Source organism: Mesorhizobium sp. CNPSo 4684 (assembly GCF_057784315.1).
Window position 1 is genome coordinate 16,721 of the sequence record NZ_JBWLUX010000029.1, and the last position, 25,556, is coordinate 42,276.

General features: G+C 59.7%; 21 protein-coding genes. 12 read left to right on the forward strand and 9 right to left on the reverse strand.

All coding sequences use genetic code 11. The features are described from left to right. Positions 1-36: 36 nt before the first annotated feature. Together AC04SG_RS24295 and AC04SG_RS24300 are read left to right on the forward strand one after the other, a co-directional pair. Entirely contained in the window at positions 37-1,665 is a 1,629-nt protein-coding gene (locus AC04SG_RS24295) for a fatty-acid--CoA ligase (protein WP_488553104.1), read from the forward strand. Positions 1,666-1,772: 107 nt separating this feature from the next. Further along, positions 1,773-2,555: a DUF1499 domain-containing protein gene (locus tag AC04SG_RS24300; protein ID WP_488553148.1), complete on the forward strand. Its 783-nt coding sequence runs from the start codon at positions 1,773-1,775 to the stop codon at positions 2,553-2,555. Between the two features lie 71 nt (positions 2,556-2,626). On the opposite strand, the gene AC04SG_RS24305 is transcribed toward AC04SG_RS24300, so the two are convergent. Further along, positions 2,627-3,640 (reverse strand): LacI family DNA-binding transcriptional regulator, encoded by a 1,014-nt coding sequence (locus AC04SG_RS24305; protein WP_488553105.1) that lies wholly within the window; start codon positions 3,638-3,640, stop codon positions 2,627-2,629. 198 nt (positions 3,641-3,838) lie between these two features. Here AC04SG_RS24305 and AC04SG_RS24310 point away from each other — a divergent pair, with 198 nt between their 5' ends. From AC04SG_RS24310 to AC04SG_RS24330, 5 genes are all read left to right on the forward strand, one after another. Continuing rightward, the gene (locus AC04SG_RS24310) at positions 3,839-4,882 is read left to right on the forward strand and encodes an ABC transporter substrate-binding protein (RefSeq protein ID WP_488553106.1); all 1,044 of its coding nucleotides are present in this window, start codon (positions 3,839-3,841) and stop codon (positions 4,880-4,882) included. Between the two features lie 27 nt (positions 4,883-4,909). Beyond that, positions 4,910-5,947 carry an ABC transporter ATP-binding protein gene (locus AC04SG_RS24315; protein ID WP_488553149.1) on the forward strand — a complete coding sequence of 346 codons (1,038 nt, stop codon included), beginning with the start codon at positions 4,910-4,912 and terminating at the stop codon, positions 5,945-5,947. Continuing rightward, positions 5,944-6,831 (forward strand): ABC transporter permease, encoded by an 888-nt coding sequence (locus AC04SG_RS24320; RefSeq protein WP_488553107.1) that lies wholly within the window; start codon positions 5,944-5,946, stop codon positions 6,829-6,831. The genes AC04SG_RS24315 and AC04SG_RS24320 overlap by 4 nt, the downstream gene beginning before the upstream one ends. Further along, the gene (locus AC04SG_RS24325; protein WP_192256411.1) at positions 6,824-7,615 is read left to right on the forward strand and encodes an ABC transporter permease; all 792 of its coding nucleotides are present in this window, start codon (positions 6,824-6,826) and stop codon (positions 7,613-7,615) included. Before AC04SG_RS24320 ends, AC04SG_RS24325 begins: the two co-directional genes overlap by 8 nt. A gap of 74 nt (positions 7,616-7,689) precedes the next feature. Next, positions 7,690-8,550 (forward strand): phosphorylase family protein, encoded by an 861-nt coding sequence (locus tag AC04SG_RS24330; protein ID WP_488553150.1) that lies wholly within the window; start codon positions 7,690-7,692, stop codon positions 8,548-8,550. On the opposite strand, the gene AC04SG_RS24335 is transcribed toward AC04SG_RS24330, so the two are convergent. Continuing rightward, on the reverse strand, positions 8,547-9,455 hold the full coding sequence (locus AC04SG_RS24335) for an MBL fold metallo-hydrolase (RefSeq protein ID WP_488553108.1): 909 nt from the start codon (positions 9,453-9,455) through the stop codon (positions 8,547-8,549). The two genes, AC04SG_RS24330 and AC04SG_RS24335, sit on opposite strands and share 4 nt — an antisense overlap. Before the next feature lie 116 nt (positions 9,456-9,571). Here AC04SG_RS24335 and AC04SG_RS24340 point away from each other — a divergent pair, with 116 nt between their 5' ends. After that, a complete protein-coding gene (locus AC04SG_RS24340; RefSeq protein ID WP_488553109.1) occupies positions 9,572-10,165 on the forward strand; it encodes a biotin transporter BioY in 594 nt (197 codons plus the stop codon). A 53-nt stretch (positions 10,166-10,218) separates the two neighbouring features. On the opposite strand, the gene AC04SG_RS24345 is transcribed toward AC04SG_RS24340, so the two are convergent. From AC04SG_RS24345 to AC04SG_RS24355, 3 genes are all read right to left on the reverse strand, one after another. Beyond that, the gene (locus AC04SG_RS24345; RefSeq protein ID WP_488553110.1) at positions 10,219-11,160 is read right to left on the reverse strand and encodes a UDP-glucuronic acid decarboxylase family protein; all 942 of its coding nucleotides are present in this window, start codon (positions 11,158-11,160) and stop codon (positions 10,219-10,221) included. Between the two features lie 396 nt (positions 11,161-11,556). After that, positions 11,557-12,675 (reverse strand): glycosyltransferase, encoded by a 1,119-nt coding sequence (locus AC04SG_RS24350; RefSeq protein WP_488553111.1) that lies wholly within the window; start codon positions 12,673-12,675, stop codon positions 11,557-11,559. Beyond that, positions 12,672-13,796: a glycosyltransferase family 4 protein gene (locus AC04SG_RS24355; protein ID WP_488553112.1), complete on the reverse strand. Its 1,125-nt coding sequence runs from the start codon at positions 13,794-13,796 to the stop codon at positions 12,672-12,674. Before AC04SG_RS24355 ends, AC04SG_RS24350 begins: the two co-directional genes overlap by 4 nt. A 182-nt stretch (positions 13,797-13,978) precedes the next feature. On the opposite strand from AC04SG_RS24355, the gene AC04SG_RS24360 reads away from it, so the two are divergent. The 4 genes from AC04SG_RS24360 to AC04SG_RS24375 are packed head-to-tail and all read left to right on the forward strand — an operon-like array spanning position 13,979 to position 17,389. Continuing rightward, the gene (locus AC04SG_RS24360) at positions 13,979-14,998 is read left to right on the forward strand and encodes a glycosyltransferase family 2 protein (protein WP_488553113.1); all 1,020 of its coding nucleotides are present in this window, start codon (positions 13,979-13,981) and stop codon (positions 14,996-14,998) included. Positions 14,999-15,002: 4 nt separating this feature from the next. Continuing rightward, a complete protein-coding gene (locus AC04SG_RS24365; protein WP_488553114.1) occupies positions 15,003-15,644 on the forward strand; it encodes a class I SAM-dependent methyltransferase in 642 nt (213 codons plus the stop codon). Next, complete coding sequence (locus tag AC04SG_RS24370) at positions 15,620-16,525, forward strand: hypothetical protein (protein ID WP_488553115.1); 906 nt, start codon at positions 15,620-15,622, stop codon at positions 16,523-16,525. Before AC04SG_RS24365 ends, AC04SG_RS24370 begins: the two co-directional genes overlap by 25 nt. A gap of 48 nt (positions 16,526-16,573) precedes the next feature. Beyond that, positions 16,574-17,389 carry an FkbM family methyltransferase gene (locus AC04SG_RS24375; protein ID WP_488553116.1) on the forward strand — a complete coding sequence of 272 codons (816 nt, stop codon included), beginning with the start codon at positions 16,574-16,576 and terminating at the stop codon, positions 17,387-17,389. Between the two features lie 309 nt (positions 17,390-17,698). Here the strand turns inward: AC04SG_RS24375 and AC04SG_RS24380 are convergent, their stop codons facing one another. The 4 genes from AC04SG_RS24380 to AC04SG_RS24395 form a co-directional block, all read right to left on the reverse strand. Further along, positions 17,699-19,678 carry a hypothetical protein gene (locus tag AC04SG_RS24380; RefSeq protein ID WP_488553117.1) on the reverse strand — a complete coding sequence of 660 codons (1,980 nt, stop codon included), beginning with the start codon at positions 19,676-19,678 and terminating at the stop codon, positions 17,699-17,701. A gap of 517 nt (positions 19,679-20,195) precedes the next feature. Continuing rightward, on the reverse strand, positions 20,196-23,066 hold the full coding sequence (locus AC04SG_RS24385; protein WP_488553118.1) for a glycosyltransferase family 4 protein: 2,871 nt from the start codon (positions 23,064-23,066) through the stop codon (positions 20,196-20,198). After that, positions 23,063-24,331, reverse strand: a complete 1,269-nt coding sequence (locus tag AC04SG_RS24390) for a class I SAM-dependent methyltransferase (RefSeq protein ID WP_488553119.1) — start codon at positions 24,329-24,331, stop codon at positions 23,063-23,065. Before AC04SG_RS24390 ends, AC04SG_RS24385 begins: the two co-directional genes overlap by 4 nt. Next, positions 24,328-25,554: an ABC transporter ATP-binding protein gene (locus AC04SG_RS24395; protein ID WP_488553120.1), complete on the reverse strand. Its 1,227-nt coding sequence runs from the start codon at positions 25,552-25,554 to the stop codon at positions 24,328-24,330. The genes AC04SG_RS24390 and AC04SG_RS24395 overlap by 4 nt, the downstream gene beginning before the upstream one ends. Positions 25,555-25,556: the final 2 nt, after the last annotated feature.

The following is a 25,556-nucleotide window of genomic DNA, read 5'->3' on the forward strand; positions in this document are numbered from 1 at the left end:
AAAACGGAAGAACGAGGAACCAATGGGAGGAACCAGATGCTCGGACTGATGCAGGAATGGCCGCTGCTCTGCCACAAGCTGATCGACAATGCCGAGCGGCAACACGGGACGCGAGAGATCGTGTCGCGCTCGATCGAAGGTCCGGTCGTTCGCACCACCTATGCCGAGATCCATCGCCGCGCGCTGAAGGTTGCCCAAAGGCTCGAACGCGACGGTTTTGTGCTCGGCGACCGCATCGCAACCCTGGCCTGGAACACGGCGCGCCACATCGAGGCCTGGTACGGCATCATGGGCATCGGCGCCATCTATCACACGCTGAACCCGCGTTTGTTTCCCGAGCAGATCGTCTGGATCATGAACAATGCCGAGGACGAAGCGATCTTCGTCGACCTGACATTCGTGCCGCTCTTGGAAAAGATCGCCGGCGCCGTCAAATCGCTGAAAAAGGTGATCGTGCTGACCGACAAGGCGCATCTGCCCGAGACGACGCTGCCGAATGTGGTCGCCTATGAGGACTGGCTGAACGAGGCCGATGGCGACTTCGCCTGGAAGACGTTCCCTGAAAACACTGCCGCCGGCATGTGTTACACCTCCGGCACGACGGGCGATCCCAAGGGCGTGCTTTACAGCCACCGTTCGAACGTGCTGCACGCCATGATCGCCGCAATGCCCGACGCCATGGGCATCTCCGCGCGGGACACGATTCTCCCCGTCGTGCCGATGTTCCATGCCAATGCCTGGGGCCTTGGCCAAAGCGCGCCGATGATCGGCGCCAAGCTGGTCATGCCTGGCTGCAAGATGGACGGCGCCTCGATCTGCGAGCTGCTCGACACCGAGAAGGTGACTTTCAGCGCCGCCGTGCCGACCGTGTGGATGATGCTGCTGCAACATCTGGAAGAGACCGGCAAGAAACTTCCCCATCTGAGCAAGGTCGTCATCGGCGGCTCGTCCTGTCCGCGCGCCATCACCAGGAAATTCCAGGACAATTACGGCGTCGAGGTCATCCATGCCTGGGGCATGACCGAAATGTCGCCGCTCGGCACGCTGTGCACCATGAAGCCGCAATATCAGCAGCTCGAGGGCGAGGCCCGGCTCGATGTCCAGGGCAAGCAAGGCTACCCGCCCTTCGGCGTCGAGATGAAGGTGACGGACGATGACGACAAGGAACTGCCCTGGGACGGCAAGACCTTCGGCCGGCTGAAGGTGCGCGGCCCGGCCATCGCCAGCGCCTATTATGGCGGCGTCGGCGCCGAGCAGTTCGACAAGGACGGCTGGTTCGACACCGGCGACGTCGCCCATATCGATTCCGGCGGCTACATGCAGATCACCGATCGCGCCAAGGATGTGATCAAGTCGGGCGGCGAGTGGATCTCGACCATCGACCTGGAAAACCTCGCTGTCGGCCATCCCGACGTCGCCGAGGCCGCCGCTATCGGCGTCCATCATTCGAAATGGGGCGAACGGCCCTTGCTGGTCGTGGTCGCCAAGCCGGGCAAGGAGCCGAGCAAGGCCGACATCCTGGCTTTCATGGCCGGCAAGGTGGCGAAGTGGTGGATGCCCGACGACGTCGCCTTCGTCGGTGAAATCCCGCACACCGCCACCGGCAAGATACAGAAGATCACCTTGCGCAAGCAGTTCAGCGACTACCGCCTGCCGACGGATTGATCGGGACCGTGCGATTCTTTGACCTTCGAAAACGTTAGAGCAGGGATGTTCAATTTGCGGCTGCTTTGCTCTATGCGTCTGTGCGGGTTGGGGCGGTGCTGAAGACAATGGAAATCGACGAGCGGCAGACATCGAAGGCGGCCGGCTGGTCGCGGCGCACGGGCGCTTTTGCCCTGGTGCTGCTGCTGACCGTGCTGGCCGGCCATCATTTCGAACTGGTCGAAACGCCGGCCTTCCTGTGGGTGCTGGCGATCGTCGCCCTGCTTGCCGCGTTCGCTTTGCTGTTTGCCGGCCTCGCTCTGTCCAGGTTGTGGCATTTCGGCGGCCGTGGCGGGCGCGACCTCTCGGTCGGCGCCTTGCTGGCGCTGCTGGTGCTGACGCCCTACGGCATCGCTGCCTATTGGGCGGCGACCACGCCGCCGCTCAGGGACATCTCGACCGATCTCGACAATCCGCCGGTGCTCGACACCAGCGACCGCACCAAGGATATGAACCTGCTCGCGCCGCCAACCCCGGGCGAAGCGCGCCTGCAGACCGACGCCTATCCGCTGGTCACCGGGCGCAGCTACGATCTGCCGTTCGAAACCGTCGTCGACGCCGTCGAAACCGTGCTCGACCGCCGCGACTGGCAGCTTACCGCACCTTATCCGGTGACGGACGGCCAGGACGAGGTAACGATATCGGCCGTGGCCCGGAGCTTCGTGGTCGGCCTGCCCGCCGACGTCGCGATCCGGGTGAGCAATGACGGCGACACCATCGTCGTCGACATGCGCTCGGCCTCCCGCTACGGCCGCTACGATCTCGGCGACAACGCGGCGCGTATCGTTGGATTCCTCGCCGAACTCGACCAGGAGGTTGCCGGCCAGGTTGGGGCGGCACCGGCTGAGTGACATCCAGAGCACCTGACGGCCAATCGGAATCGCTTGGCGCCGCAAAAATGCGGATTGAGACCGCGGGCAGACTACTCGGCCGGGTCGAATTTGCCTTGCAACAAGACTGTCACGACCGGCCCAAGCGGATTGGCGATCCGGCTTTCCAGGACTTCGATGAGTTTGTGGCCGACGTCTGCCATGTCTACGGAATGAACGCCGATCTTCGCCGGCAGGAAGCGCGCCAGACGCGTGTTGTCCCGGGTGACGATGTGGACGTCGCGGCCGGGCTCTAGACCCCGCCTGCCGAGAGCGTGCAACGCTCCCAGAAGGCCCAGTTCGTTGGCGCATGCCAGGCCCGTCGGCGGATCTGATGACGCCAGCAGGCGATCGAACCAGGCTACGCTCGATTCCATCGTGAACGTGCCGTGACCGATCAGCGATTGGTCGATCGGAATACCGGCCTCGGCCATCGCCCTGCCATAGCCGGCAAGACGCATGGCGCTCGCCTGATCCTTCGCCACGAGGAGTTGCAGGGCAATACGCCGGCAGCCCTTGTCCATGAGCCGTTGCGTCGCATCGTAGGCAATCTGCTCATTGTCGATATCGACATAGGGATACGCGAAGTCCAGGTCGGTTCTTCCAAACGCCACGAACGGGATGCGTTGATCCAGCAGTAGCTTGACGCGCGGATCACCCGAGACCATGCGCGTGATGATCAGGCCGTCCGCGCTGCGCGCGTCGAGCAGGCGCTGTACGCTTTCGACGGGATCGTCATCGGGCGTGGTCGAATAGATGGACAGACTGTAGCCTGCTTGCCGCGCCGCCAGCGTCATGCCTTCGATCAAGGGAAGCTTCGCCAGATCGGACAGGTAGTCGCGTGTCTCCATCGGCAGCACTGCCGTCAGCATCAGGGTTCGTCCGGTTTTGAGCGCGCGACCGTGATGATTGGGAACATACCCGACCCGCTTCGCCACTTCCTTGACGCGGGCTATGGTCGACGGCTGCACTTCCGGCCCATCCTTCAGAGCGCGGGACACCGTGGTCACCGAAAGGGAAAGTTCTGCCGCGATCTGTTTTAAATTGGCCATATCGCCCGACTTCATCTGCGAAAGCGCCGGCTGATCCTGCTGGGCATCGCAACGTTACCGGATTCGACCTGAGGGTCAAATCCAGGCCTCCAGCCTGAACGGACCTGCCGGCGTCAGCTTGACTATAGGGCGGTTTTCGGTAATCGTAACGTTACGATTAACAAAAAAAGCCTATCTTGTCGGCATTTTGATAAATCCGGAGGAGGAGAAATCATGTCCCGGTTACTACGCATTTCCCTGGCAGCGATCGCAGTCTCGGCGGCCTTGCCCGTCTATGCCCAAACGGTCACCATCACCACGGCGGGCGGCGACTATGGCAACGCCATAAAGGAGGCCATGTGGGCTCCCGCTGCAAAAGAGCTCGGCTATGATGTCCGCGAGGAGACGCAAAGCGACGGCCTGGCTGCCGTCAAGATGCAGGTAACCTCGGGTGCGGTTACGACCGACATCATCCACCTCGGCTCACCGGAAGGCGCGCAGGCGGCCGCACAGTCGCTACTGGAGCCGCTCGACTACAAGATCATCGATCCCAACTCCGTGCCGGCCGGCGCAAAGTCCGACTACTGCTATCCGTTCGACTCCTATGGCACCGTCATGTCGTGGAACACCAAGACCTATGGCGACAATCCACCAAAGACCTGGGCGGAGTTCTGGGACGTCGCCAAGTTCCCGGGCCGTCGCGCGCTGCGCGCCAATGCGCAGGACTTGATCGAGATCGCGCTGCTCTCGGACGGCGTGGCACCGGCGGACGTCTATCCCGTGCTCAGCACGCCGGAGGGTTTGGAGCGCGCCATCAAGCGGCTTGACGCGATCAAACCAAATGTCTCGGTGTGGTGGACCTCCGGAGCGCAGTCGGCGCAATTGCTGAAAGACGGCGAGGCGGATCTGGTCGTCACCTGGAATGGGCGAGCCCAGACGGTGAAGACGGATGGCGGCGCGATCGACTATACGTTCAAGGGTTCCGTCATCGGCACGGACTGCCTTGCGGTGCCGAAGGGGGCGCCGAACAAGGAGGCTGCCATGAAGCTCATCGCGGCGATGACGCAGCCCGCACGGGTGGCGAAGCTGACCGACTTCATCGCCTATGGTCCGGTCAATCCTGCCGGCTATGAGGGTGGTCTTATCCCCAAAGATCGCCTCAAGACCCTGGCGACGGCGCCTGAAAATGCCGGCACTTCGGTGTTTTCGAACGCCGACTGGTGGGTCAAGAACGGCGAGGCCGCCCAAAAAGCCTTCGATGAGATGATGGCCCGCTGAGTCTCAGCTCTAAGGCTGAAGCACATGATGAAGTCGCTCCCGATCACCATCGACAGCGTTCGCAAGACCTATGGATCTTACGTCGCGCTGGACGATGTCTCGCTCGACATTCAGGCTGGCGAATTCCTCACGCTGCTCGGGCCCTCCGGGTCGGGCAAGACCACGCTGCTCATGGCTCTGGCCGGTTTTGTCCGGCCCGATTCCGGTAAACTCCTGTTGGATGATCGCGACATTACCCGCCTGGCCCCCAACAAGCGGGACATCGGCATAGTGTTCCAGAACTACGCCCTGTTTCCCCACATGAACGTTCTGGCAAATGTCGAATATCCGTTGGTGCTGCGCAAGACGCCGAGAGCACAGGCGCGTCAGCGGGCCCTTGACACCTTGGCCCGCGTGAAGCTGGAGGGTCTGGCGGAGCGCAACATTGCCGCATTGTCCGGCGGCCAGCGCCAGCGCGTAGCGCTGGCACGGGCAATCGTCTTCGAGCCACGCGTGATGCTGATGGACGAGCCGTTGTCGGCGCTCGACAAGAACCTGCGCGAGACCATGCAGTACGAGATCCGGCGTCTGCACGACGATCTGGGGATCACCACGATCTATGTGACGCATGACCAGCGCGAAGCACTGATCATGTCAGACCGGGTTGCGGTGATGAATTCCGGCCGCATTCAGCAGATCGACACACCACAGCGGATCTATGATCGTCCGTCGACCCGCTTCGTCGCGGAGTTCATGGGTGAGGCAAACATTGTGGCTCCGGGCGCGGTGCGCAGAATAGACGGCACCGATGCGTTAGGCGAAGCTTTGATGATCCGCGCGGAAAGCTTCCATCTTGATGCGAAGCTCGTTGGGCGGGACGGGATGGCGCTTGAGGGAACGCTGCGCGCCAAGGCGTTTCGCGGCGAGAACTGGCTTTTGACGCTGGCACTTGACGGCGGGCAAGAGATTCTTGTCTGCATTCCGGCGGCGCTGGCCAGTGGCTGCGCCGAGCTTGCCACCGGTCAGCGGGTGACCGCCTATGCACCAGCGGCGAAAGTCCACGCGATACCGGGAGCGAGAGCGTGACCGTCATCGCCGATCCTGCGCTCGCGGCAGACGCTCGGCGCGAGTGGCGGTTCTTCCTCTCGCTTTCGCTGCCGGCGCTTTTCATCGTTGGACTGGCGGCGATACTGCCTATCCTCTGGATCATCCGGCAATCCTTCCTGACCACGGGGGGCGAATACACCGTCGGCAATTACGAGAAGGTGCTGTCGAGTGGACTGACATGGTCGGCGCTCGTCACAACCCTTGAGCTATCCCTGGGCACTCTGGCGATCTGCATTCTTCTCGGCACCCCCCTGGCGCTCGCCCTGGCCAGCGCCAGACCGAAGGTGGCCAATTTGCTGATGGCCTTCGTCATGCTGCCGTTGTGGACCTCCATTCTGGTGCGGACCTATGGTTGGCTCGTGCTCTTGCGGCGCGATGGCCTGATCAACGCGGCATTGACCGGTTCAGGCCTGACAGCGGAGCCATTGCCGCTGGTCTACAACTTCACGGGAACGCTCATCGGCATGGTTCACTACATGCTGCCGCTCTTCCTGCTGCCCGTTTATGCAGCGATGCGCGATATCGACGCAAACCTCATTCGCGCGTCGGCGAGCATGGGCGCTACCCTCGGGCAAGCGATCCGCACGGTCATTCTGCCGCTTTCTGCCGGCGGTATCTTCTCGGGTTCGATGATCGTCTTCATCTACACCATAGGTTTCTTCATAACGCCGGCGGTGCTTGGCGGCGGCAAGGTAAATCCGCTCTCCATCCGGATCGAGCGCACGCTTTCGACCTTTCAGGATTGGGGGTCGGCGAGCGTCTTGGGTATTCTGTTGCTCGTTCTCATGGCGCTGATCGGCATGATGTTCCTCGCGGCGCGGCGACTGATGGCGCGCAACGATGTCGGCGCGACCGATGCTTGAAGCCTATCCGGACAACAGGCTGGCCCGTATCCTTCTGTGGAGCTTCTGCGCGCTCGTAATGATTTTCCTGATGCTGCCGACGCTCGTCGTCGTCCCGCTCTCCTTTTCGGCATCCAATCTTCTCGAGTTCCCGCCGCACGCATACTCGTTGCGCTGGTACGAGACGTTCTTCGGTTCGGCGACATGGATGGCCGCGCTCAGGACGAGCCTGATCCTGGGGACATTGACGGCGACGGTCGCGGTGCCGCTGGGGCTGCTGGCCTGCATCTCGATGAACAGGCTCGGCGGAAAGGCCGCCCTGACCATTCAGGGCGTTCTGCTCACCCCGTCCATTGTGCCGGGCATCCTGCTGGCGATCGGTCTGTTCTTTGTCCTGGCGGCGCAACGTCTGGTCGGAACGCTGTTCGGCGTGCTGGTTGGACACGTTGTGCTGGCCATCCCGGTCGCGTGCATTGTGTTGCTGCCGGCACTGATCCGCTTTGACTGGAACCAGGTTCAGGCGGCGCGCAGCCTGGGCGCAAACTGGGCAAAAGCCATTGGCGGCATAATTGTCCCGCAACTCCGGATCAGTCTGTTGTCGGCCACGCTGATGGCCTTCCTGACCTCGCTTGACGAGTCAGTCATTTCGATCTTCGTCGCCAGCGGTCAAAACAGCACGCTGCCGAAGCTCATGTTCCTGTCGCTGCGCGATCAGATCGATCCAACGATTGCGGCGATCTCGACATTGTGGACGGTCATCGTCGTGGTCGCCGTCCTGATCGTGACCCTTCGCCAAAAATCCTGACCGAGACTGGAAACATGCCTCCCAATCAGCACGCAGCCGACGATCCAGCTTATCATTCAACGGACATACCCCAAGTGGGGTTGGCGATCATCACCGGGTCGGCAAACTGGGGGCTTGCCTTCCCGGAAGATGTCGAATTCGAGGGCGTGCGGACCTTGCGGCGGGACATGAGTTTTGAAACGCCTTTCGGTCGCACCGACAACTGGAAGCTGCTCGAGTTCGATGCGTCGATTACCACTGAAGGCAGAGCGAAACGTGCCTTGTGCATGTATTCGCACGGCAATCCCCGCGACCATATCGACCATTCCTGCCATCGCCGCGCGTTCTGGGTATTGATGAACGCGGGTGTACGGCAAGTGCTGTCCTGCTCGACCATCGGCGCCGTCAACAAGGCGATCAAGCCAGGCGACATGGTGGTGAATGCCGATATCATCGAACTGACGCAGACCCCGTTTTCACTGCTTCCCGGCCGCCAGAGCTTCGATTGCTCGGGCAAGCAGATTGTCTGCCCAAGATGTGCGGCAGTTCTGGTCGAAACCGCCCGCCGTCATTGGCCGGCCGAATGCCGCGTTTATGGCATCGAACAGCAGCTGGTCGCCGGCCACTGTTACGGGCCACGGCTGACCACACCTGCCGAAGCCCTAGCGTTTCGAAACATGGGGGCGGATGTGCTCAACCATTCGATCGCCCCCGAAGCTACCTTGTCACGCGAGATCGGAGCATGTTTCGTGCCCTGCGCGTTCGTAACGGCTGGTTTCAACGATTATATGGACCGCAATCGCCAGCAATTGCTGCAGGAGGACGTGTTGCCAAACCTCTCCATGACGGCCTCGCGGGTCGCGCTGGAGACCGCGGCGCGACTTCCGGCCAATCCGGAATGCTCTTGCCATGGTCTGAAGTCGCCTCAACCGGAAGAACGTTCCAGCCGGTTTTAGCCAACCGGCGTAAAAATACCATCTATGGCCGCATCACCCTCCGTGCTGACCAAGCCGCGCGCCACCAGATCCTCGAGATGGGCAAGCACCGACAGGCCGGCGGCGCCATGCAGGCGCGGGTCGGTGTCCCTGTAGATCGCCTTGACCATGGCGGGAATAGCCCGGTCGCCGCCCCGGATCCGCTCCAGGATCGCCCGTTCGCGCATCTTGCGGTGGGTTTTGAGCCCGCGCATGAAGCTGCGCGGCGCGGTCACCGGGCCGCCATGGCCGGGCAGCAGCAGGCGGTCGCCGCGCGCGATCAATCTGTCGAGCGAGGCCATGTAGTCGGCCATGGCGCCGTCCGGCGGCGCCACGATGGAGGTCGCCCACGCCATCACATGGTCGGCTGAAAACAGGATGCCGGTGCCTTCCAGCGCAAATGCCGCGTGATTGGCGGTGTGGCCCGGCGTCAGCACGGTTCGGATCGCCCAGCCGTCGCCCTCGATCAGCGAATCGTCGGGCAGCGCGATGTCCGGGACGAAAGCCGTGTCGGCGCTGGCGTCGAGCGGGTTGGTCTCGCCGATCCGCAATGGCCGCGCCGGGCGGTGCGGCCCTTCGGCCAGCACCGGAGCACCAGTGTGCTCCTTCAGCCGCGTGGCCAGCGGAGAATGGTCGCGATGCGTGTGGCTGACGAAAATGTGGCTGACCGGCCGGTTTGCGATCACCTCGAGCAGCGTCCGGAAATGCGCCTCGTCATCCGGACCCGGGTCGATCACTGCCAGCGTGTCGCGGCCGATAATGTAGCTGTTGGTGCCGTGAAAGGTGAATGGACCGGGGTTTTTGGCGGTGACGCGCAGAACGTCCGGCGCAACGGTGACGCCCTGGCCATAGGCCGGATCGAAGCTGGTGTCGAATTTGAGCGCCATGGCGGTGTCGTTGAGCTCAGGTCAAGGGGACGGCAAAAGCGATTGCCGCATAGCACGGAAGCCAATATAGGAAAAAGCGAGGCCGCGACCCGCGGCAATCCGGATTGGGGAAGACCATGGCACTTGCAACGACGATGCGCCCGCTTGTTTCTCTCGCTTTGCCTCAGGAGGGCGCGCTGCGCCTGGCAACCCAGCTTTTGCTGGCGATTGCTGGAACGCTGCTTTTGACCCTGTCGGCCAAGACGAAAGTCGTGCTCGGGCCGGTCGACATTTCGATGCAGACGCTGGCCGTCCTGCTGATCGCCACCGCATTTGGCCTGCGGCTTGGCGTCGCTACCCTGCTTCTCTACATGGCCGAGGGCGCCATGGGCTTCCCGGTCTTCCAGAGCACGCCTGAAAAGGGCATCGGCATCGCCTACATGATCGGCGGCACCGGTGGTTATCTCGCCGGCTTCGTCGTCATGGCTGCTATTGTCGGCTGGGCCGCCGACCGCGGCTGGGATCGCCACCCGATCAAACTGTTCAACGCCATGCTGGTCGCCGAAATCGTCATGATGGCCATGGGCTTTGCCTGGCTGGCCACCCTCATCGGTGTGGAAAAGTCGTGGCAGTTCGGCGTCGTGCCGTTCATCGTCGGCGACCTGATCAAGGTTGCGCTCGCCGCCAGCCTGGTGCCGGCGGTCTGGTCGCTGCTGCCCAAGCAACCCTGAAATCGCTTGAACGCAAATGAGCCGGCGGGTGCGAGCCCGCCGGCTTTTTGTTGTCATGCGTCCACCAGTCGGTGGCGGAAATAGGCGACGGTTTCCTTCAACCCGTCTTCGAGGCCGACTTTCGGCTCCCAGCCCAGCGATTTTCTTGCCAGCGAAATGTCCGGGCATCGCTGCCTGGGGTCATCCTGCGGCAACGGCCTGAATTCCAACCTGGAGCGGCCGCCAACGATGCCAAGCACGAGCTCGGCAAGTTCCAGCATCGTAGATTCGATGGGATTGCCGACATTGACCGGACCGGTGAACTCTGCCGGCGTTCCCATCAACAGCACCATGGCTTCGGTGAGGTCGTCGACATAGCAGAAGCTGCGTGTCTGGCTGCCTGTGCCATAGATCGTCAGCGGCTCGCCCCTTATGGCCTGGACGATGAAATTGCTGACCACGCGCCCGTCATTCGGGTGCATGCGCGGACCGTAGGTGTTGAAGATGCGCATCACCTTGATCTCGAGCTGGACCTGGCGCCAATAATCGAAGAACAGCGTCTCGGCGCAGCGCTTGCCTTCGTCGTAACAGCTGCGGATGCCGACCGGGTTCACCCGCCCCCAATAATCTTCCGGCTGCGGGTGAATGTCGGGGTCGCCATAAACCTCCGAGGTCGAAGCCTGCAGGATGACAGAGCCGTTCCGCGTGGCGAGATCGAGCATGTTGATCGCGCCAATCACGCTGGTCCTTGTCGTCTGGATCGGGTCGTGCTGGTAATGAATGGGCGCTGCCGGGCAGGCGAGATTGTAGATGCCGTCGACGTTGGCATCGAACGGCAGCGTGACGTCGTGACGGATCAGTTCAAACAACGGATTTTGCGAGAGGTGGCGGACATTGTCCAGTGATCCGGTCAGGAAATTGTCTGTGGCGACGACATGGTGCCCGAGGCCGACAAGTCGGTCGCACAAATGCGATCCGAGGAAACCGGCGCCGCCGGTCACAAGCAATCTGGCCATGGTATTCCCTTCCCGGGCTGGCAGCATGACGAAATTGCTCCGAGGCGCCGTCTGTCGCTGTGTAACACTGGACAGCTATTTGCCCAATCGCGATACCCCCGGTTGTCTGCGCTTCCAAGAGAAGTCCTGTCGCGACCAGACGGAGCTTTGCGAACGCCCTAAGACGCGTCGCGTTGAAACGGATTCAGGCGACGCGTTTTAAGTCTTTGTTTGTATGCATGTCGTTGCCCCAAACTCGGGGCCACTTTGGGGGCGACATGCGTTAGCGGCGGTGGTCGGCATGTCGAAGCATGCAAGTTGATGCCCCTTGCCGGAGGCTAAACACAGGCATCCTAATCCGATGATGGCGACCATGCGGGACTGGTTCACCGGCTCCTGCAGAAGCAAGGCTGCCTTTCAGCGTCGGTGGCTGTCGAGACGATGATAGAGCTCGACGTAAGACTTCCCCATTCTGTCGGCGGTAAAGAGACGAACGTACCGATCACGCGCGGCTTTCCCCCATTTCTCCGCTTCGGCCGGTGAGGCGATCAGCCGGTTGATCGCCTCGGCAAGACGCGTCGCGTCCGATGACGGAATCACCAGTCCGGTCTCGCCAGCCTTGTTCACATAGCTTGTGCCCGTTCCGAGTTCGCACGAAATCATCGGCTTGCCGCACATCGCTGCCTCCACGAGCGACAGCCCGTAGGCCTCCGACCGTTGGTTCGAAGGGAAAACGAACCCGAGGCAGTTGTGGAGCAGCGCCATCTTGCGCGGCTCGGTCACCTCGCCAAGAAAGATCACATTATCACGGCGCAGTGTCTCGGCCTGGAGCTTGAGTTGCCGTTCAATCGGCCCGGATCCGGCGATGACAATCTTGCATCGCACCTGGTCGGCAGCCTGGATCAGGATATCCAGTCCCTTGTAGTAGCGCAGGACACCGACGAACAGCACGAACGGTTCCGTGATCATCGATCGGCACCAGTCGTTGTCGGCTTCGGTTGGCGCAGGATAGGCGTCTTCGTCGATGCCAATGGGAATGACTTTCGACTTGGCCCTGAATGCCCTGAGAACCGGGCTCGATTCCAGGTAGTCGGGCGATGTCGCGACGATCGCATCGACATCCCTGAGGAAGCGCGTCATCAGCGGTCGGTAGAAGGGCAGGATGAGCCGCTGTTTCACGATATCGGAATGATAGGTGACGACAGTCGGCTTGCCGTGGCCGGAATGAAAATGGACTAAGTCCATGAGCGGCCATGGAAAATGATACTGGATCAGGTCTGCTGTCTTCGAGAGGGCTCCGAATTTCCGAAAAACGTCGCGAGAAAACCCGGTCGACGCCAGCTCGAAATCCAGTCTGGCCTTTCGGGCTAAATGTCCGTCGAGGCGTTGAGTGGCCTCTTCGGGAGTGCGGCTCAGCGAAAGCACTTCCGTTTCGATGCCATGGCGGGCCGTGCTTTGGGCGATGGCATGTATTGTTCGTTCAACGCCGCCAAAGGAATCCGGCCAGTATGTCTTGAAGAAATGCAGGACTTTCAAACGAGTGTCTTTCGTCTTTTCTCGATGGCTAGTTCAAAAATATGAAGCATGCCCTTGGCGTGGTTTTCCCACGTGAAGCGCTCCGCGTTTTTGCGCGCTCCGGCAGCGATCTTCTGGCGCAATTGCGCATCGACGCAAAGCTGATCGAATGCACCCGCGATTGCCTCGGGGTTGCTCGGGTTGACAAGGATACCGCTGTCGCCGGCGACTTCCGGCATCGACGATGTGTTCGATGTCAGCACTGGCTTGCCGAAAGATTGCGCCTCGACGATCGGAAAGCCGAAACCTTCATAGAGCGACGGCATCGCCAGAAAAAGACAATTCGAATAGAGCGTGGCAAGCTTTGCGTCGTCGACGAATCCGGTAAAGATGATATTTTTTTCAAGCCCGCCGAGACGCACATCATTGGCCAGGCTCGATTGCTTCCAGCCGCTGCCGCCGACGATCACCAGGTGGCAGCCCGACCGGGTGCTTGCCGGCAGCAGGCCGTAGGCCTTTATCAGATTGCGCAGGTTCTTTCTTGGCTCGAGCGTGCCGACAAAAAGCGCATAGGGCCTGGTGATGCCGAGATGCTCCAGGCTTGAAAAGCTGCCCGGAGCGGGCAGGGGGGACGTGCCGGGGGCAATCGTCTTGATCGGCGATCTCAGCCAGGGAAACTCTGTCATCAGCGCGGTTGCCATGGCAGTCGAATCCGTCGCCACGACGTCGGCTTTTCGCAAAGCAGGTTTCATCAACAGGCGTTCGCCGACCCAGGTCCGGACGCGCATGGTTTCCGGCGCGTGCATCCAGACAAGATCGTGGATTGTGACCACGCGTGCTATCCGGTCGTCCAGGATGAGGGGCAGGCGGTGAGCCGGGCCCCACAAGACCTCCACCTCGTCGCGCGCTGCCCAGGAAGGCAGCACAGCTTGCCCCCACAGCGCGCGCGCGGGCAGCGGCCTGAAGCTGCCTGTTCGCAAGGCTACGTCGCGCGGGAGCTCATAGTTGGCGTTGATCTCAGCGGGAGCGTAGACACGCACCTCGGCGCCGAGCGCCGAAAGTGCCTTGATCGACCTGTGCACGAACCTGCCGATCCCGTCAGTGGCTGATCCCAGGTTCCTGCCGTCGATCCCGATTTTCAATCTTTTCTCCGGAAATGAACTGAACGAAGGATTCCGGACACTTGCACCGGTAAGGGAAGCGCGATCCGTCCGCAGCGTGTTGCGAGACTAGCCCTGACATACACCTCGCCAATTCGATACACGAAACTAGAAAGGCAGTCTCGCGTGGGGAAACCGCTTGCGCCTCAGCCGGATGATGGTAGATGCACGGTTATCCCAACCTCCCATTCGAGAGCGAACTTCTGCCAAAACTGATTATCCAGATTCCTTGCTATAACGAAGCCGAAACACTGGCGATAGCGCTAAGCGATCTGCCGCGGACCGTCACAGGTTTCGACAGCGTGGAATGGCTGGTCATCGACGACGGCAGCAGCGACGAAACCGTCAGGGTTGCCGAGGAAAACGGCGTAGATCATATCGTACGCCATACAAGCAATCGCGGTCTTGCCTACGCCTTCATGACCGGCATCGAAACCTGCCTCGCACGAGGCGCCGATGTCATCGTCAACACCGATGCCGACAACCAGTATCATGCCGGTGACCTTCCGGCCCTCACCAGGCCGGTCCTGGAGGGGCGCGCGGACATGGTTATCGGCGCTCGGCCGATATCGGAAATAGAACACTTCTCGCCAGTGAAGAAGCTTCTGCAGAAGGTGGGAAGCTGGGTGGTTCGCGTCAGCAGCGGCACCGACGTGCAGGACGCACCAAGCGGATTTCGCGCGATCTCGCGCAACGCGGCCCAGCGCCTGATCGTGTTCAACAACTACACCTACACGCTCGAAACCATCATCCAGGCCGGCCGCAAGAACATGCGCGTGGTCTCGGTGCCGATCCGCGTCAACGGTGATTTGCGGCCGTCGCGGCTGGTCAAGAGCATTCCCTCCTACCTCAAGCGTTCGATCTTCACCATCGTGCGCATCTTCGTCATCTACCAGCCGGCACGGTTCTTCGGCATGGTCGCGGCGATCCTGTTTGGCCTCGGCTTTCTGATCGGCCTGCGTTTCATCTATTTCTATCTCACCGGAACTGGTGGCGGTCACATACAGTCGGTGATCCTGGCGGGCGCGCTGATGTCGATGGGCTTTCAGTCGCTTCTCGTTGCCTTCCTGGCCGACGTGATAGCGGCCAACCGCAAGCTTCTCGAAGACATTCGCTATACGCAGCGTACGCAGGGGGAGGCTGGCAGTACCGCTTCCGTCCGGCCAGGCAGGAAAACGGGATAGGTCGATGAAAGTAGCCGGCGGCCAAGCGGAAGACGGCATCGTCATAGGCAACACCTATGACAAATACGGCACGCGAAACCCGATCGCCCGCCGGATGGTCGCGGGCTTCGACGGCGCGTTGTCCGACCTTGTGGCAAAGGTCAGCCCCTCCAGCATCCACGAGGTCGGATGTGGAGAGGGCTATTGGGTCATGCGTTGGCTTGGTCAGGCCATCGATGCGCGCGGTACTGATTTTTCCACGCAGATCATCGGCATGGCAAAGGAGAACGCCCGCGGGCGCGGCATGGATCCCGGATGTTTCTCGGTGCGCAGCATTTATGAAGTGACGCCGGAACGCGATAGCGCCGATCTCATTGTCTGTTGCGAGGTGATGGAGCATCTCGAGGAGCCGGAAAAGGCGCTGGAGGGGCTGCAGCGCATTGTACGTGCAGATCTCATTTTGAGCGTACCCCGAGAACCGCTTTGGCGTGTGCTCAACCTGGCGCGCGGGAAGTATGTTTCGGCGCTGGGAAACACGCCGGGTCATCTGCAGCACTGGTCCCAGCGCGGCATCGTCTCGCTGGCATCGCAGTTCTTCGATGTGACGGAGATCCGGTCGCCGCTGCCGTGGACCATGCTGCATTGCAAGTCGAAGAAAAGACGCTGACGATGACGCTCAGCCCGGGCGCCAGGATATGGCTCAACCGCACCGGAGCGCTGTTGGGATTGGCTGGCGTGGTCTTCGTGGGGATCAGGCTCCACAACTATGCCGGCGAGATCGATTTTCATCGGTTGGGGGTTGGCGGCTACGCGGCGATAGTCGCCTTTGGCGGCTTGTATGGAGCGTCGAACCTGCTGCTGGCCCTCGGTTGGCGGCGGCTCCTGCTTCATCTTGGTGTGCCGGTCTCTCGGTCTTGGGCGATCCACGCCTATGCAGTCTCGCAACTTGCCAAGTATGTCCCCGGCAATATTTTTCAGTTCGCTGGGCGGCAAGTCATTGGTGTGGCGGCGGGCATCGGCAATCGGCCGCTGGCTAAGTCGACTGCTTATGAACTCGCCATCCTCATCGTTGGCGGAGCTCTCTTTTCACCGCTTTTGTTATCGCTGGTTGTCGCCGGCACTCCGGACTGGGTCGGCTGGGTTTCTTTCGCTGCGGTAGTCGCGGTAGCGCTTTGGCTGGCCGCCACCAGAGGCGCGGATTTTGGCGTGGCCGCTATTTCCTACCTCGTTTTTCTGGCATTTTCCGGTCTGGTTTTTGCGGCGGCGTATGATCTCGCTGGGGGTTCCGGCGAATTCGCGCGCTATCCGGCGATCGCCGGCGCCTATGTGCTGGCGTGGCTCGTGGGACTTGTGACCCCCGGCGCGCCCGCCGGCATAGGTGTCAGGGAGGCCGCTCTGCTCTTTCTGCTCGGCGGGCTCAGCCCCGGCCCGGTCATTCTCCTGGCGGTGGTGATTGGGCGGACGGTCACTGTCCTGGGCGATCTTTTCTTCTTTGCTGGCGGGCTGATTGCCTGCCGATTCTATCGGATAGCAAATGAACAACGCTGAAGACATAGCAGGTTTGCTCTACAGATCGAATTCGAAGGCAGGAAGTCTATGAAGCTACCAATTCCTCAGTTGATGCACACCAGGCACATTGAGTTTCGCGGGCAAGATATCATCCTCTGCGGGCGCGAGGGTGACAGCTACTTTGACCACGCTGCCCCTGACGAGCCTTTTGCATTTGCAATGCGTGCACTCCCCAATGGTGCTGTTGTATTCGACATCGGATCCAATATCGGGATGACAGCGGTTATCGCAGCGAAGTCCGGTGCTGCAAAGGTCTATGCTTTCGAGCCCGACCCGAATGTCTTCCCGTTCCTGCTGGATACGATCAAGGCTAACACAGCTTTTGTGGACGCTCATAACATGGCTCTGGGGGCGAGAGAGGGATCACTCTCCTTTTTCTCCAACCCCGATTCGACCTCTGCCAGTCACCTTGTTACAGAAGAGACGCTTGGACATTCGCCGACAGGAATTGTTCAGATGTCGACGTTCGATGCGTTCGTGAAGGCTCATCGCATCGAGAGGATCGACTTCATTAAGATCGACGTGGAAGGCTTCGAAATAGACGTTCTGCGGGGTGCACGAGAGGCGATAGAGCACCTGAAGCCTTCGTTGCTCATCGAGTTCAACGCCTTCACGATGGTAGGCTTCCGTGATATCAACCCGCGCGACCTGTTGCGGTTGTTGCGGGAGATGTTCCCGTATGTCTATCGCTTCAAGGACGGGCAATCGCTATTAGTCGATAGCGACGCCGCCGCCTTGGGCTTTATTCACGATAACCTTGTATCCGCCGGATGCGTAGATGACCTCTACTGCTCTTTTAGGCCGGATGCCGATGCCGCAATATTGATTGAGCCCACATCATAGGCCATCACGCTGAGATACAGCCACCATTCTCGTAGTGGCGCCATCGGGATCGGCCGGATTATCTGCCCCTCTGCCTTCGGGTATGAGGACAAGCGCCCGTGCTAAACCTACGGTCTATGGCCTCCCTCTCGGCTCTAAAAAGCCGCCGAAGCGAGCTTTCTAATTTCTAATCACGGATGTACCGCAGTTGTGGATGGCTTTTCAATTTGGATGGCGCAGCCTGATAATCGCACAGTGTTGCAGTCTGCTAGGAGTCCAGTCTGTTATCATCAATCGCGCTGGGGCCGACAGGCTTGTCAGAGACATTGATTATTTAATCACAGTCAGAGATTGGAGAAGAATACCAAGCATTCGAGTATCGCCGTTCCCGTATGATGAGGGCGAGCGCAACTGGTCGACACGGAAATCCAATTGACCAGTCTTTGCCAAACCGGCTCGCGGAAGTTCGGCGGAGATCCAACCGGAAACGCCACAATAGCTGTGGTCTAACAACACTGTCGTTCCGCTGCCAATTTCGACTTCCGAGCAGGCATCTCCTGGGGCGAAGACCGAAAACGTAACGCTCAATTTTCCACCGTCCGGAATGTCATTGGGGTCGAGCAGGATTGACGCCTGCTTGTCGCGAGACCATGTCCCGATTGGTTCAGGCAAGTACCAGCCGCGTCCGATGAGATAGCCTTCGCCTATCTCTCCACTGACGAAATTTACCGGTTTGCCTAAGTCGATTGGAGGCATCGCGTTCCATATCGACAGACTGCCAGCGGGATCGACCCCGTGTGCAAGACGGATGACAGCATAGTGAGTCATAAAATCGGCATCGTACCTGTCCTCGGCGTCGAGAGCCTTGGCGATTGGGGAAAGCTCCTTCTCCCGATCATTAGGGGCTGGCCACTCATGAGCCGCCCACAGCAGGTCGATATAGGAGAGAACAACGGCGTCAGCTTTTCCGCTCTCAAGAAATGCCTTCACTTTCATCGCGAAGTCTGGCGCTACCTCGCCCAACTCGATGTCCGTCATCTCCAAGGGCCAGTTACCCATGGCGGAAATGAGATTCTTGTCGCCCCCCACGTTGTAGGCTCGAATATCCAGTTCGCTTGCGACATAGTTGATGAGAAAGTCATTGCCGTACGGCAGAAATGCCACCTTCTCACCCTTATGAAAGTGCGATTTCCACGAAGCGACCTCAATTGTCACCTCATTGACGACGTTTCGAAAATGTCTGTATGCCAGCAGTTGTCCTTGGCTGGGGATGTTGAGGATCAGCAATAAAATGAGCAGCACGGCCCGCGTGTTCATCGACAACTTGCCACTTGCCAGCATCAGCACAAAGATGGCCCAGCACCCGAACATTCCGAGAGCCGTCCAGCGATAGCTGGCTCGTATGCTCCTGAAACCAGGCAGATACTCCGAAATCCATGCATTTCCGGTTTCGAACCATCCATATGAGGCGGGCATGAGCGGACTGACATCCGCAGGCCGGTAGGTCAGAAATTTTACAGTCGGGCCAAGCGCCATATAGAACCCAGCTATTGCAATCAGCCCAAAGGCTATTGACAGCCACCTTCTCTCCTTCAGCACAACCGTGCCGTAGAGTGCCACGATCATGATTCCAGCGCAGAACGTTGAAATAAATGTCGATGCATCTCCGAAATAACTATCCTGCAGCCTCGCTGCACTAAGACCAATGATGTCCGGGACCGCCAATACGCCAGATGTCGGCACAAAGAAGAATTCGACGCTAGCGCCCCATCCACGGAAAAAATCAATCGGCTGCGCGCCGAAGTCTGGAGTTCCTTCGTAGAGCGCATAAGCCACATAAGACGCAGCAAACGCGAAAGCTATGATGACAGCGCGATAGAACAGATCCAAATTTAGATTGCGGCGACTGCTGACAATCGTGCACCCAAAAATCAAAGCAGTGCCAGACGCGAACATCATGAACGTATAGCCGTCCATAAACACTGCTACGAAAGCAGCAGCAATAAAGGCGAGACTTGACCAAGCAGAGAGCCGATCCGTCGAGACCCTCATTGTCATGAGAAAGTAGAGAGGGAGCAACGCGATCCCGATGGCTACAGTCGAGAAGCTGTTATTCATCCAAACTATCGGGAATGTGCACCAGATCAGTGCACCCAGTAGCGATGCCGGCCGCCCAGCGCCGACATGCCTGGCGAAGCAGAACGCTCCGGCAAAGGCTACGGCAAGCCACATAGCGAACACCGCCGAATAGGCATTGGCCGGCGACACGCCCATTTTTAACAACACGGCCGCAGGAAGTGCTGCAGACATTCCGAAGGATATCGCCGCCGGCTCCGGAAGTCCGAAATTGTGAGCGTACAGGGATCCGGAATTTGCGAAAGACTTCGAGAAGCCGAGAAGCCAAAAGACCTGCCCCGTTGTCGGGCTCATGTAGCCCGGAATTGCCCCATTTGTAGCAAGGACCAACGGAAGAAGGACAACTCCCGCCAGAAAGGTTCTCAAGCTGTTCGACATTTACTCAATGACTACGTTACTTTCCGGATCGCCATTTCGAATGGCACGAAAGAGCAACCAGCACAACGACAGGACTAGCTCAATCCCCAACGTCGACAGGCTGTCCGCGCGCGCCTGCTCCCGGTCTCGACATTATCCCGTCACGGTATTTCCAGACTAGGCGCCGAAGGCTTTCGCCGGCCGGCGAGTCCGAAAGGCAAGTTCCAGTGTTAATCCCGGTTTGCAGGCAATCCAACCGATCAAGCCTGGTTCTTCCGCGAAATGCTCGATTTCGAAGCCGCACCGCTTCACGCCATCCCATGAAACCACCCGGTTACAAAGCCACGCGAAGGGGACTGCCGAACCAACGAATTCCCTCCTGGACGAGTTCTATGTCGACGAACGCGCCGCCGCGCTCTTTCAATGAGGCGGGTACGTTAAGGGCCATATAGTGCGTATCACCCGGCGCCAGCACGAACGGAATGCGAGCGCGCGCATTGTCGTACTGGAAGCGCTCGCCCTCAGCGTCGATCGCATAGTAACCCAGCGCAACTCCCAAGCGTCCGTCGGTCAGGCCGAGGCTCGACCAGACCGTTTCGGATAGGTTGGTCACACTGACAACGATCTTCAGTGCGGCGCCGTCATCGGTCCTGTAAGGGCCTTCCACAAGTTCGAGGCGATGGGCGCGCTGCTCCTCCTCGAGGACGGCCGTCATCCGCGTGTCGCCAAGGTCGGTCTGCGGTGTGAAAGGCCTGGGGGATTGCGGTTCGTAGACCTTGTACCAGTTCTGCCCGGCGACGACGTTTTCAAGCTGTGCTGCGCTTTCGGACCAGGTCGGCCACGACGTATTGCGGAGCTCGGCAGGAATGCGCTTCAGGAAAGTCTTGACCGCCGTGGCCAGCGCGACAGGGGAACCGACCTCGAAGAAATGCGCCTCGGCCGCACCCTTGCCCACCTCGCGGAACACCGGAATGTCGCTGGCAAGCACTGGCTTGCCGAAATGGCCTGCCTCGACGATGGGCAAGCCGAAACCTTCGGCAAAGGAGGCCGCAATCAGGGCGTCGCACTCCTTGTACAGGGCGCCCAACTCGCTATCGCCAACCTTCTCGTGCAAATGTAGACGCTTGCCAAATTCCCCATGGCGCCGAATGCGGTCGGCAAGATGCGAGATGCCCCATCCAATTTTTCCAACGATAACCAACTCGATATCGACGCCGTCGGCCCACAATGCCTCGAAGGCATCCAACGCAACGCGGTGGCCCTTGCGGGGTTCTAGCGTTCCGACCATCAGGAAATAAGGACGCGCCGCGCTCTTGCTTCGTCGAACCGGCTTGGAAGCGGACGGCTCGGTCGCGAAATCAGCGCCGAGCTGCCAGTAGCCGACCTTCATGCGGCGCGGAAACCCGATGCCGGTGAGCAGATCCAGCAATTCGTCGGCAACTGCGCGCGAGATGCAGACGATGCCGGTGGAATAGACAAGCGCGGTTTGAAACCACGCACTGAAAATGGGCGGCATGCCCTCATGGCAAAAGGCGGCCGAACGCAGGGGAACCATGTCGTAAAGGCAGGATATGACGTCGCCGCCTTTGAGCAAGACCGGGCGAAGAAATGCCGGATGGAGGGTGTGAAAAGGCCAGGAACTGTCGAGCATCAAAACCGTATCGCCGGCCTGCGGCCGGAGCCGGTTCGACGACTGCTTCGAAGGCGGCCGTCCCGTCCACTCCCTTGCAAAGTACCAGCCGGATGCGTCGTCGCAAAACGAGATGTACTTGCCCTCGTCGCTTGAGCGCTGCGGGAACATGTTTTCGCAGATACGTCGGACCACGCGTTGAATGCCGGTCCTGTGGTCGTCTATTAATGTTGCGCTTGCGTCCACCAGCAGGCGCGGCCGCGTGGCTTCAGGCTCGGCGAGGGCCATCAAGGTCGACACGTCTTCCTCTTCATTTCTCTTGATGGTGCCAAGCGCTTCGACCAGGTCGAGCCGTGGCGCAGTCGTGTGGCGGTCGAGTCCGTGCAGGCCCCGGACCACACGGTCTGCCACGTTTCGCCAAGTGAACGTGTCAATTCTTTCCCGCGCGAGTTCTTTCAGCCTTTGCGCATCGAGCTTGCCTGCCGCTACCGTTTCGATTTTCTCCGCAAGGTCCGAAGGTGACGTGGGGTCAAAGAGCAGTGCTCCATCTCCGACAACTTCTGGAAGCGCGCCCGCTCTGGCCGCGATTGCAGGTGTTCCGCAGGCAATTGCTTCTAGTGCAGTCAGCCCGAAGCCTTCCATGAAGGATGGTTGGATCAGTGCAAGCGCCCCTTTGTAGAGACGAACCAACGTTTTGTCGTCGACCGCGCCTGCGAATACGATTCGGTCAGCGGGCAAACCATGAGATTGCCAAACGTTGGAGTATTCAACCTTTTCACGGGCGTTAATCTCCCCGGCGATGACGAACTTTAAATTATCTTGCAATGATTTAGAAATTTTTCGAAACGCTTCCGGTATTACTTCAAGGTTCTTTCGCCAGTCCAGGCCACCGACGTATAGAATATATTTACCATCGATTGAATTCTTATCTACACCATCGTCGATAAGTTGAACAAAACTTTCAGATATGCCGGCGCCAATGCATATCCCTTTCTCTGATCCAGAGAACAATCGAAATTCCTGAGAGGAGAAATCTGAAATGGTGAACACCAGATCAAAATTCTTGTAGCTAGAAAGACGCCGATAGTAATACTCCCGTTGACGGGGGTCTAGAATGTATTTGTTAGGAAACCTGAACGGAATCGCATCATAGAACATGGCTGCGGTCCTAACCGACGCCAATGAGCCGCCGAGGTATGGAACTGCAGGGTCGACGGCGCCTTCGAACGGACTCGCAGACAGGGCGATGTCTGGACTGAGTTGATTGACGTGATGGACGAGGGCCAATTCGCTGCGGCGGCGCCATGCCGTGTGGCCGTAGTCGGCTTCACCGCCTTCGACTTTACCATGCCAGACGTGAATGCGGTCCGGTGACACGATGCCGGAAAGCAGCGATCGCGCAGCAATTGTGGCCTCAGGCATCGCGGCATTAAGCGAAACCGAGAGCTCGATGCCGCTTTCGTGGGTCGAAAGGGCGCGGAGCAAATCCAGTATGTAACGCCCAATTCCGCGCTTCCGGCTATGCGTCTGCAGGCATTGGCCGTCAACCCAGAGTCTCAATGGCTGCGAGGTCATGCCGACTTTCCAGCCTTGAGGCGTTTGCGCCATGCGCTAAGGACAACGGGGTCCGGATCGAGCTTCCAGCGCGTATCGATAGCGACCAAATCGCTGCTTGCTCGTGCGAAACCTAGAAGACGGCGTTCGAGCGGTGGCGCGAACCGTACTGCGCGTTGGACAAATGCCGCGGCGCGAGGCCTTCGGCGCAACCACAGCAACCCATGTTGCATCACAAGCTTGGCATTTGACCACCGTATGATGGCCAGGGTCACGTACTTTGCGCCCCGAAGGGGGGCTGTGACTCTCCATGAGGTCGAATTCTGAAAAGCGTCTGTCAGCGCCGTAACGCTTTCCAGTTGCCGGGCGAGAGAAGTCACCGTGTCCTGAAGCGCAATATTTCCCGTTCGCATCAACTCTGCCTGGGCGGCTAGTTTGTCGGTCAGTTGCTGGAGCTGATCCGTAGTGGAGGACATATTTGCCTTGACCGCTTCCGATATGCCAACGATCTCGTCATCGGCGGAACGGAGCCACTCTTTTATTTTTCTCGTGTCAGTAGGGATCGGTTGTGACGCTGCTTGGACAAAGGCGGCAAGCGAGCCGAACGCTTCCGCAGGTTGTTTGTCGTGTTTCTTGGCCAGACAGGCATAATCGCGCGCTACTTCGAACATGAGATGAATGCTACGCTCAATCGGCCCTGCTTCGATCATTGGCGCGCCGTTCAGCCTCAGGATTGCTGTTTCCCCGAAACCGGCCTCCCCCACCAGGAATTCAAGCAAATCTGGTGGCAAAGGGCTTTTGTGTGTCGGATCCAGATGAAAAGTATGTGTGCCGACCGAGATATTCTCCGGATTGGGCGTCTCGAGGATCAGCAGTCCGTCGTCGACTAGCACTCTGTTACATTCTTCCAGTAGTTCGATCAGGTAATCCGTCGGCACATGCTCGACCATGTGGAAGGCCGAAATCACGGCCACACTGCCGGTCGGCTGCCCTCCGAGATATTCGAGCGCGTCGTGCAATACGATGTTGAGGCCACCCTCAATGGCTTCTTGCGCCATGCGCGCATTAGTATCCACGCCCGTCGCAGCCAGACCGGCTTCGCTGAGTATCTCCAGCCATTCGCCGCGCCCACAACCGAGATCGATCGCAAGGTTCGGCCCTTCAGCCTGTCGCGGCACCTGCGCCAACAAGGGCTGGTAGATCTTGAGCCGGTCCTTGACGAGCTCCCTTGACCCGCGAAAGCGGTCCTCGAAGCCCTTGTAGAGGTCGTCGAAAGTTTTCTTCATCGGACAATTTCGAATGCATGTTCGAGCCGGCTCGTCCCTATAAAGAATGGGCGGCCCGTATTGATGACGTCGAATACTTCCACGTTTTCAATCCAGTCGAAATTGTTGTCGATATGAACGTCTCCCGTGTGGAGCGACACGGAAAGGCCGTATGAACCCTGGCCAAGAGCGCAGGACAGTCGCAGGCGGCATTCGACCTTGTCCCCGGCCGAAACGTTGGAGAGAACTTGGCCCGTATGCCAGGTGTTGGTTCCCCAGACGATATGGCCGGCGCGGTCCTTTAGCATGAAACCGATGACAAGCTCCGGAATATCCTCTTTTGCGACTATTCGGGCTCGAACCGTCATGCTTTGTCCTGAAACGGCGGTCTTGATCGGATCCCCGCTATCACTGTCGAGCAGCGCCACCGATTCAACCGCCACCGCCTTGGTCCCACTTCTGCTGTAGAGCCAATCATCTTTTTCCCGCCGTTGCTCAATTGTCAGCTTCGCGTTCTCCTTGGTCGCGACCAGGGCGTTGTAATAGTCGGCCACCTCGTCGGGCGGCCCGTCCTTCAACACATGGCCCTTATCCAGCAGGATCACCCTGTCGCACAATGATCTGACGTCGCCCATGCTATGAGTGACCAGAATGATCGACGTGCCTGCGGCCCTGAAACTGCGTATCCGGTCGAAGCTCTTGTGCTGGAAATAGCTGTCGCCAACCGAAAGCACCTCGTCGACAATCAGCACCTCCGGCCGCTCGGCGGTGGCGAGCGCGAAGGCCAGCCGCGCCTGCATGCCGCTCGAGTAGGTTCGCAGCGGCTGGTCGAAGAACACGCCGATTTCGGCGAAGTCCTCGATATGCGGCATCAGCTCGGCCAAACGCCCCTGTGAAAGGCCCATCAACCCGCCGGCATGGAAGGCGTTCTGCCTTCCGGTGAACTCCGGGTTGAAGCCGAGCCCGAGCTCAAGGATGGCGCTGATGCGGCCGCCGACATGCGCCGTACCTTCGGTCGGCCGCACCGTGCCGGTGATCAGCTTCAAAAGGGTGCTCTTGCCCGCGCCGTTCTGTCCGATGAGACCGAGCGCCTCTCCGGCCGCCAGTGAGAACGAGATATCCTTGACCGGCCAGAATTCCTCGGTTGGCTTGACTGGCGCGCCGAACCAGCCCGCAAATCTCTCGAGGCTGCTCGCATAGTTTGCATAGCGTTTCGACAGGTGACTGACGGAAAGCACGGTCATGG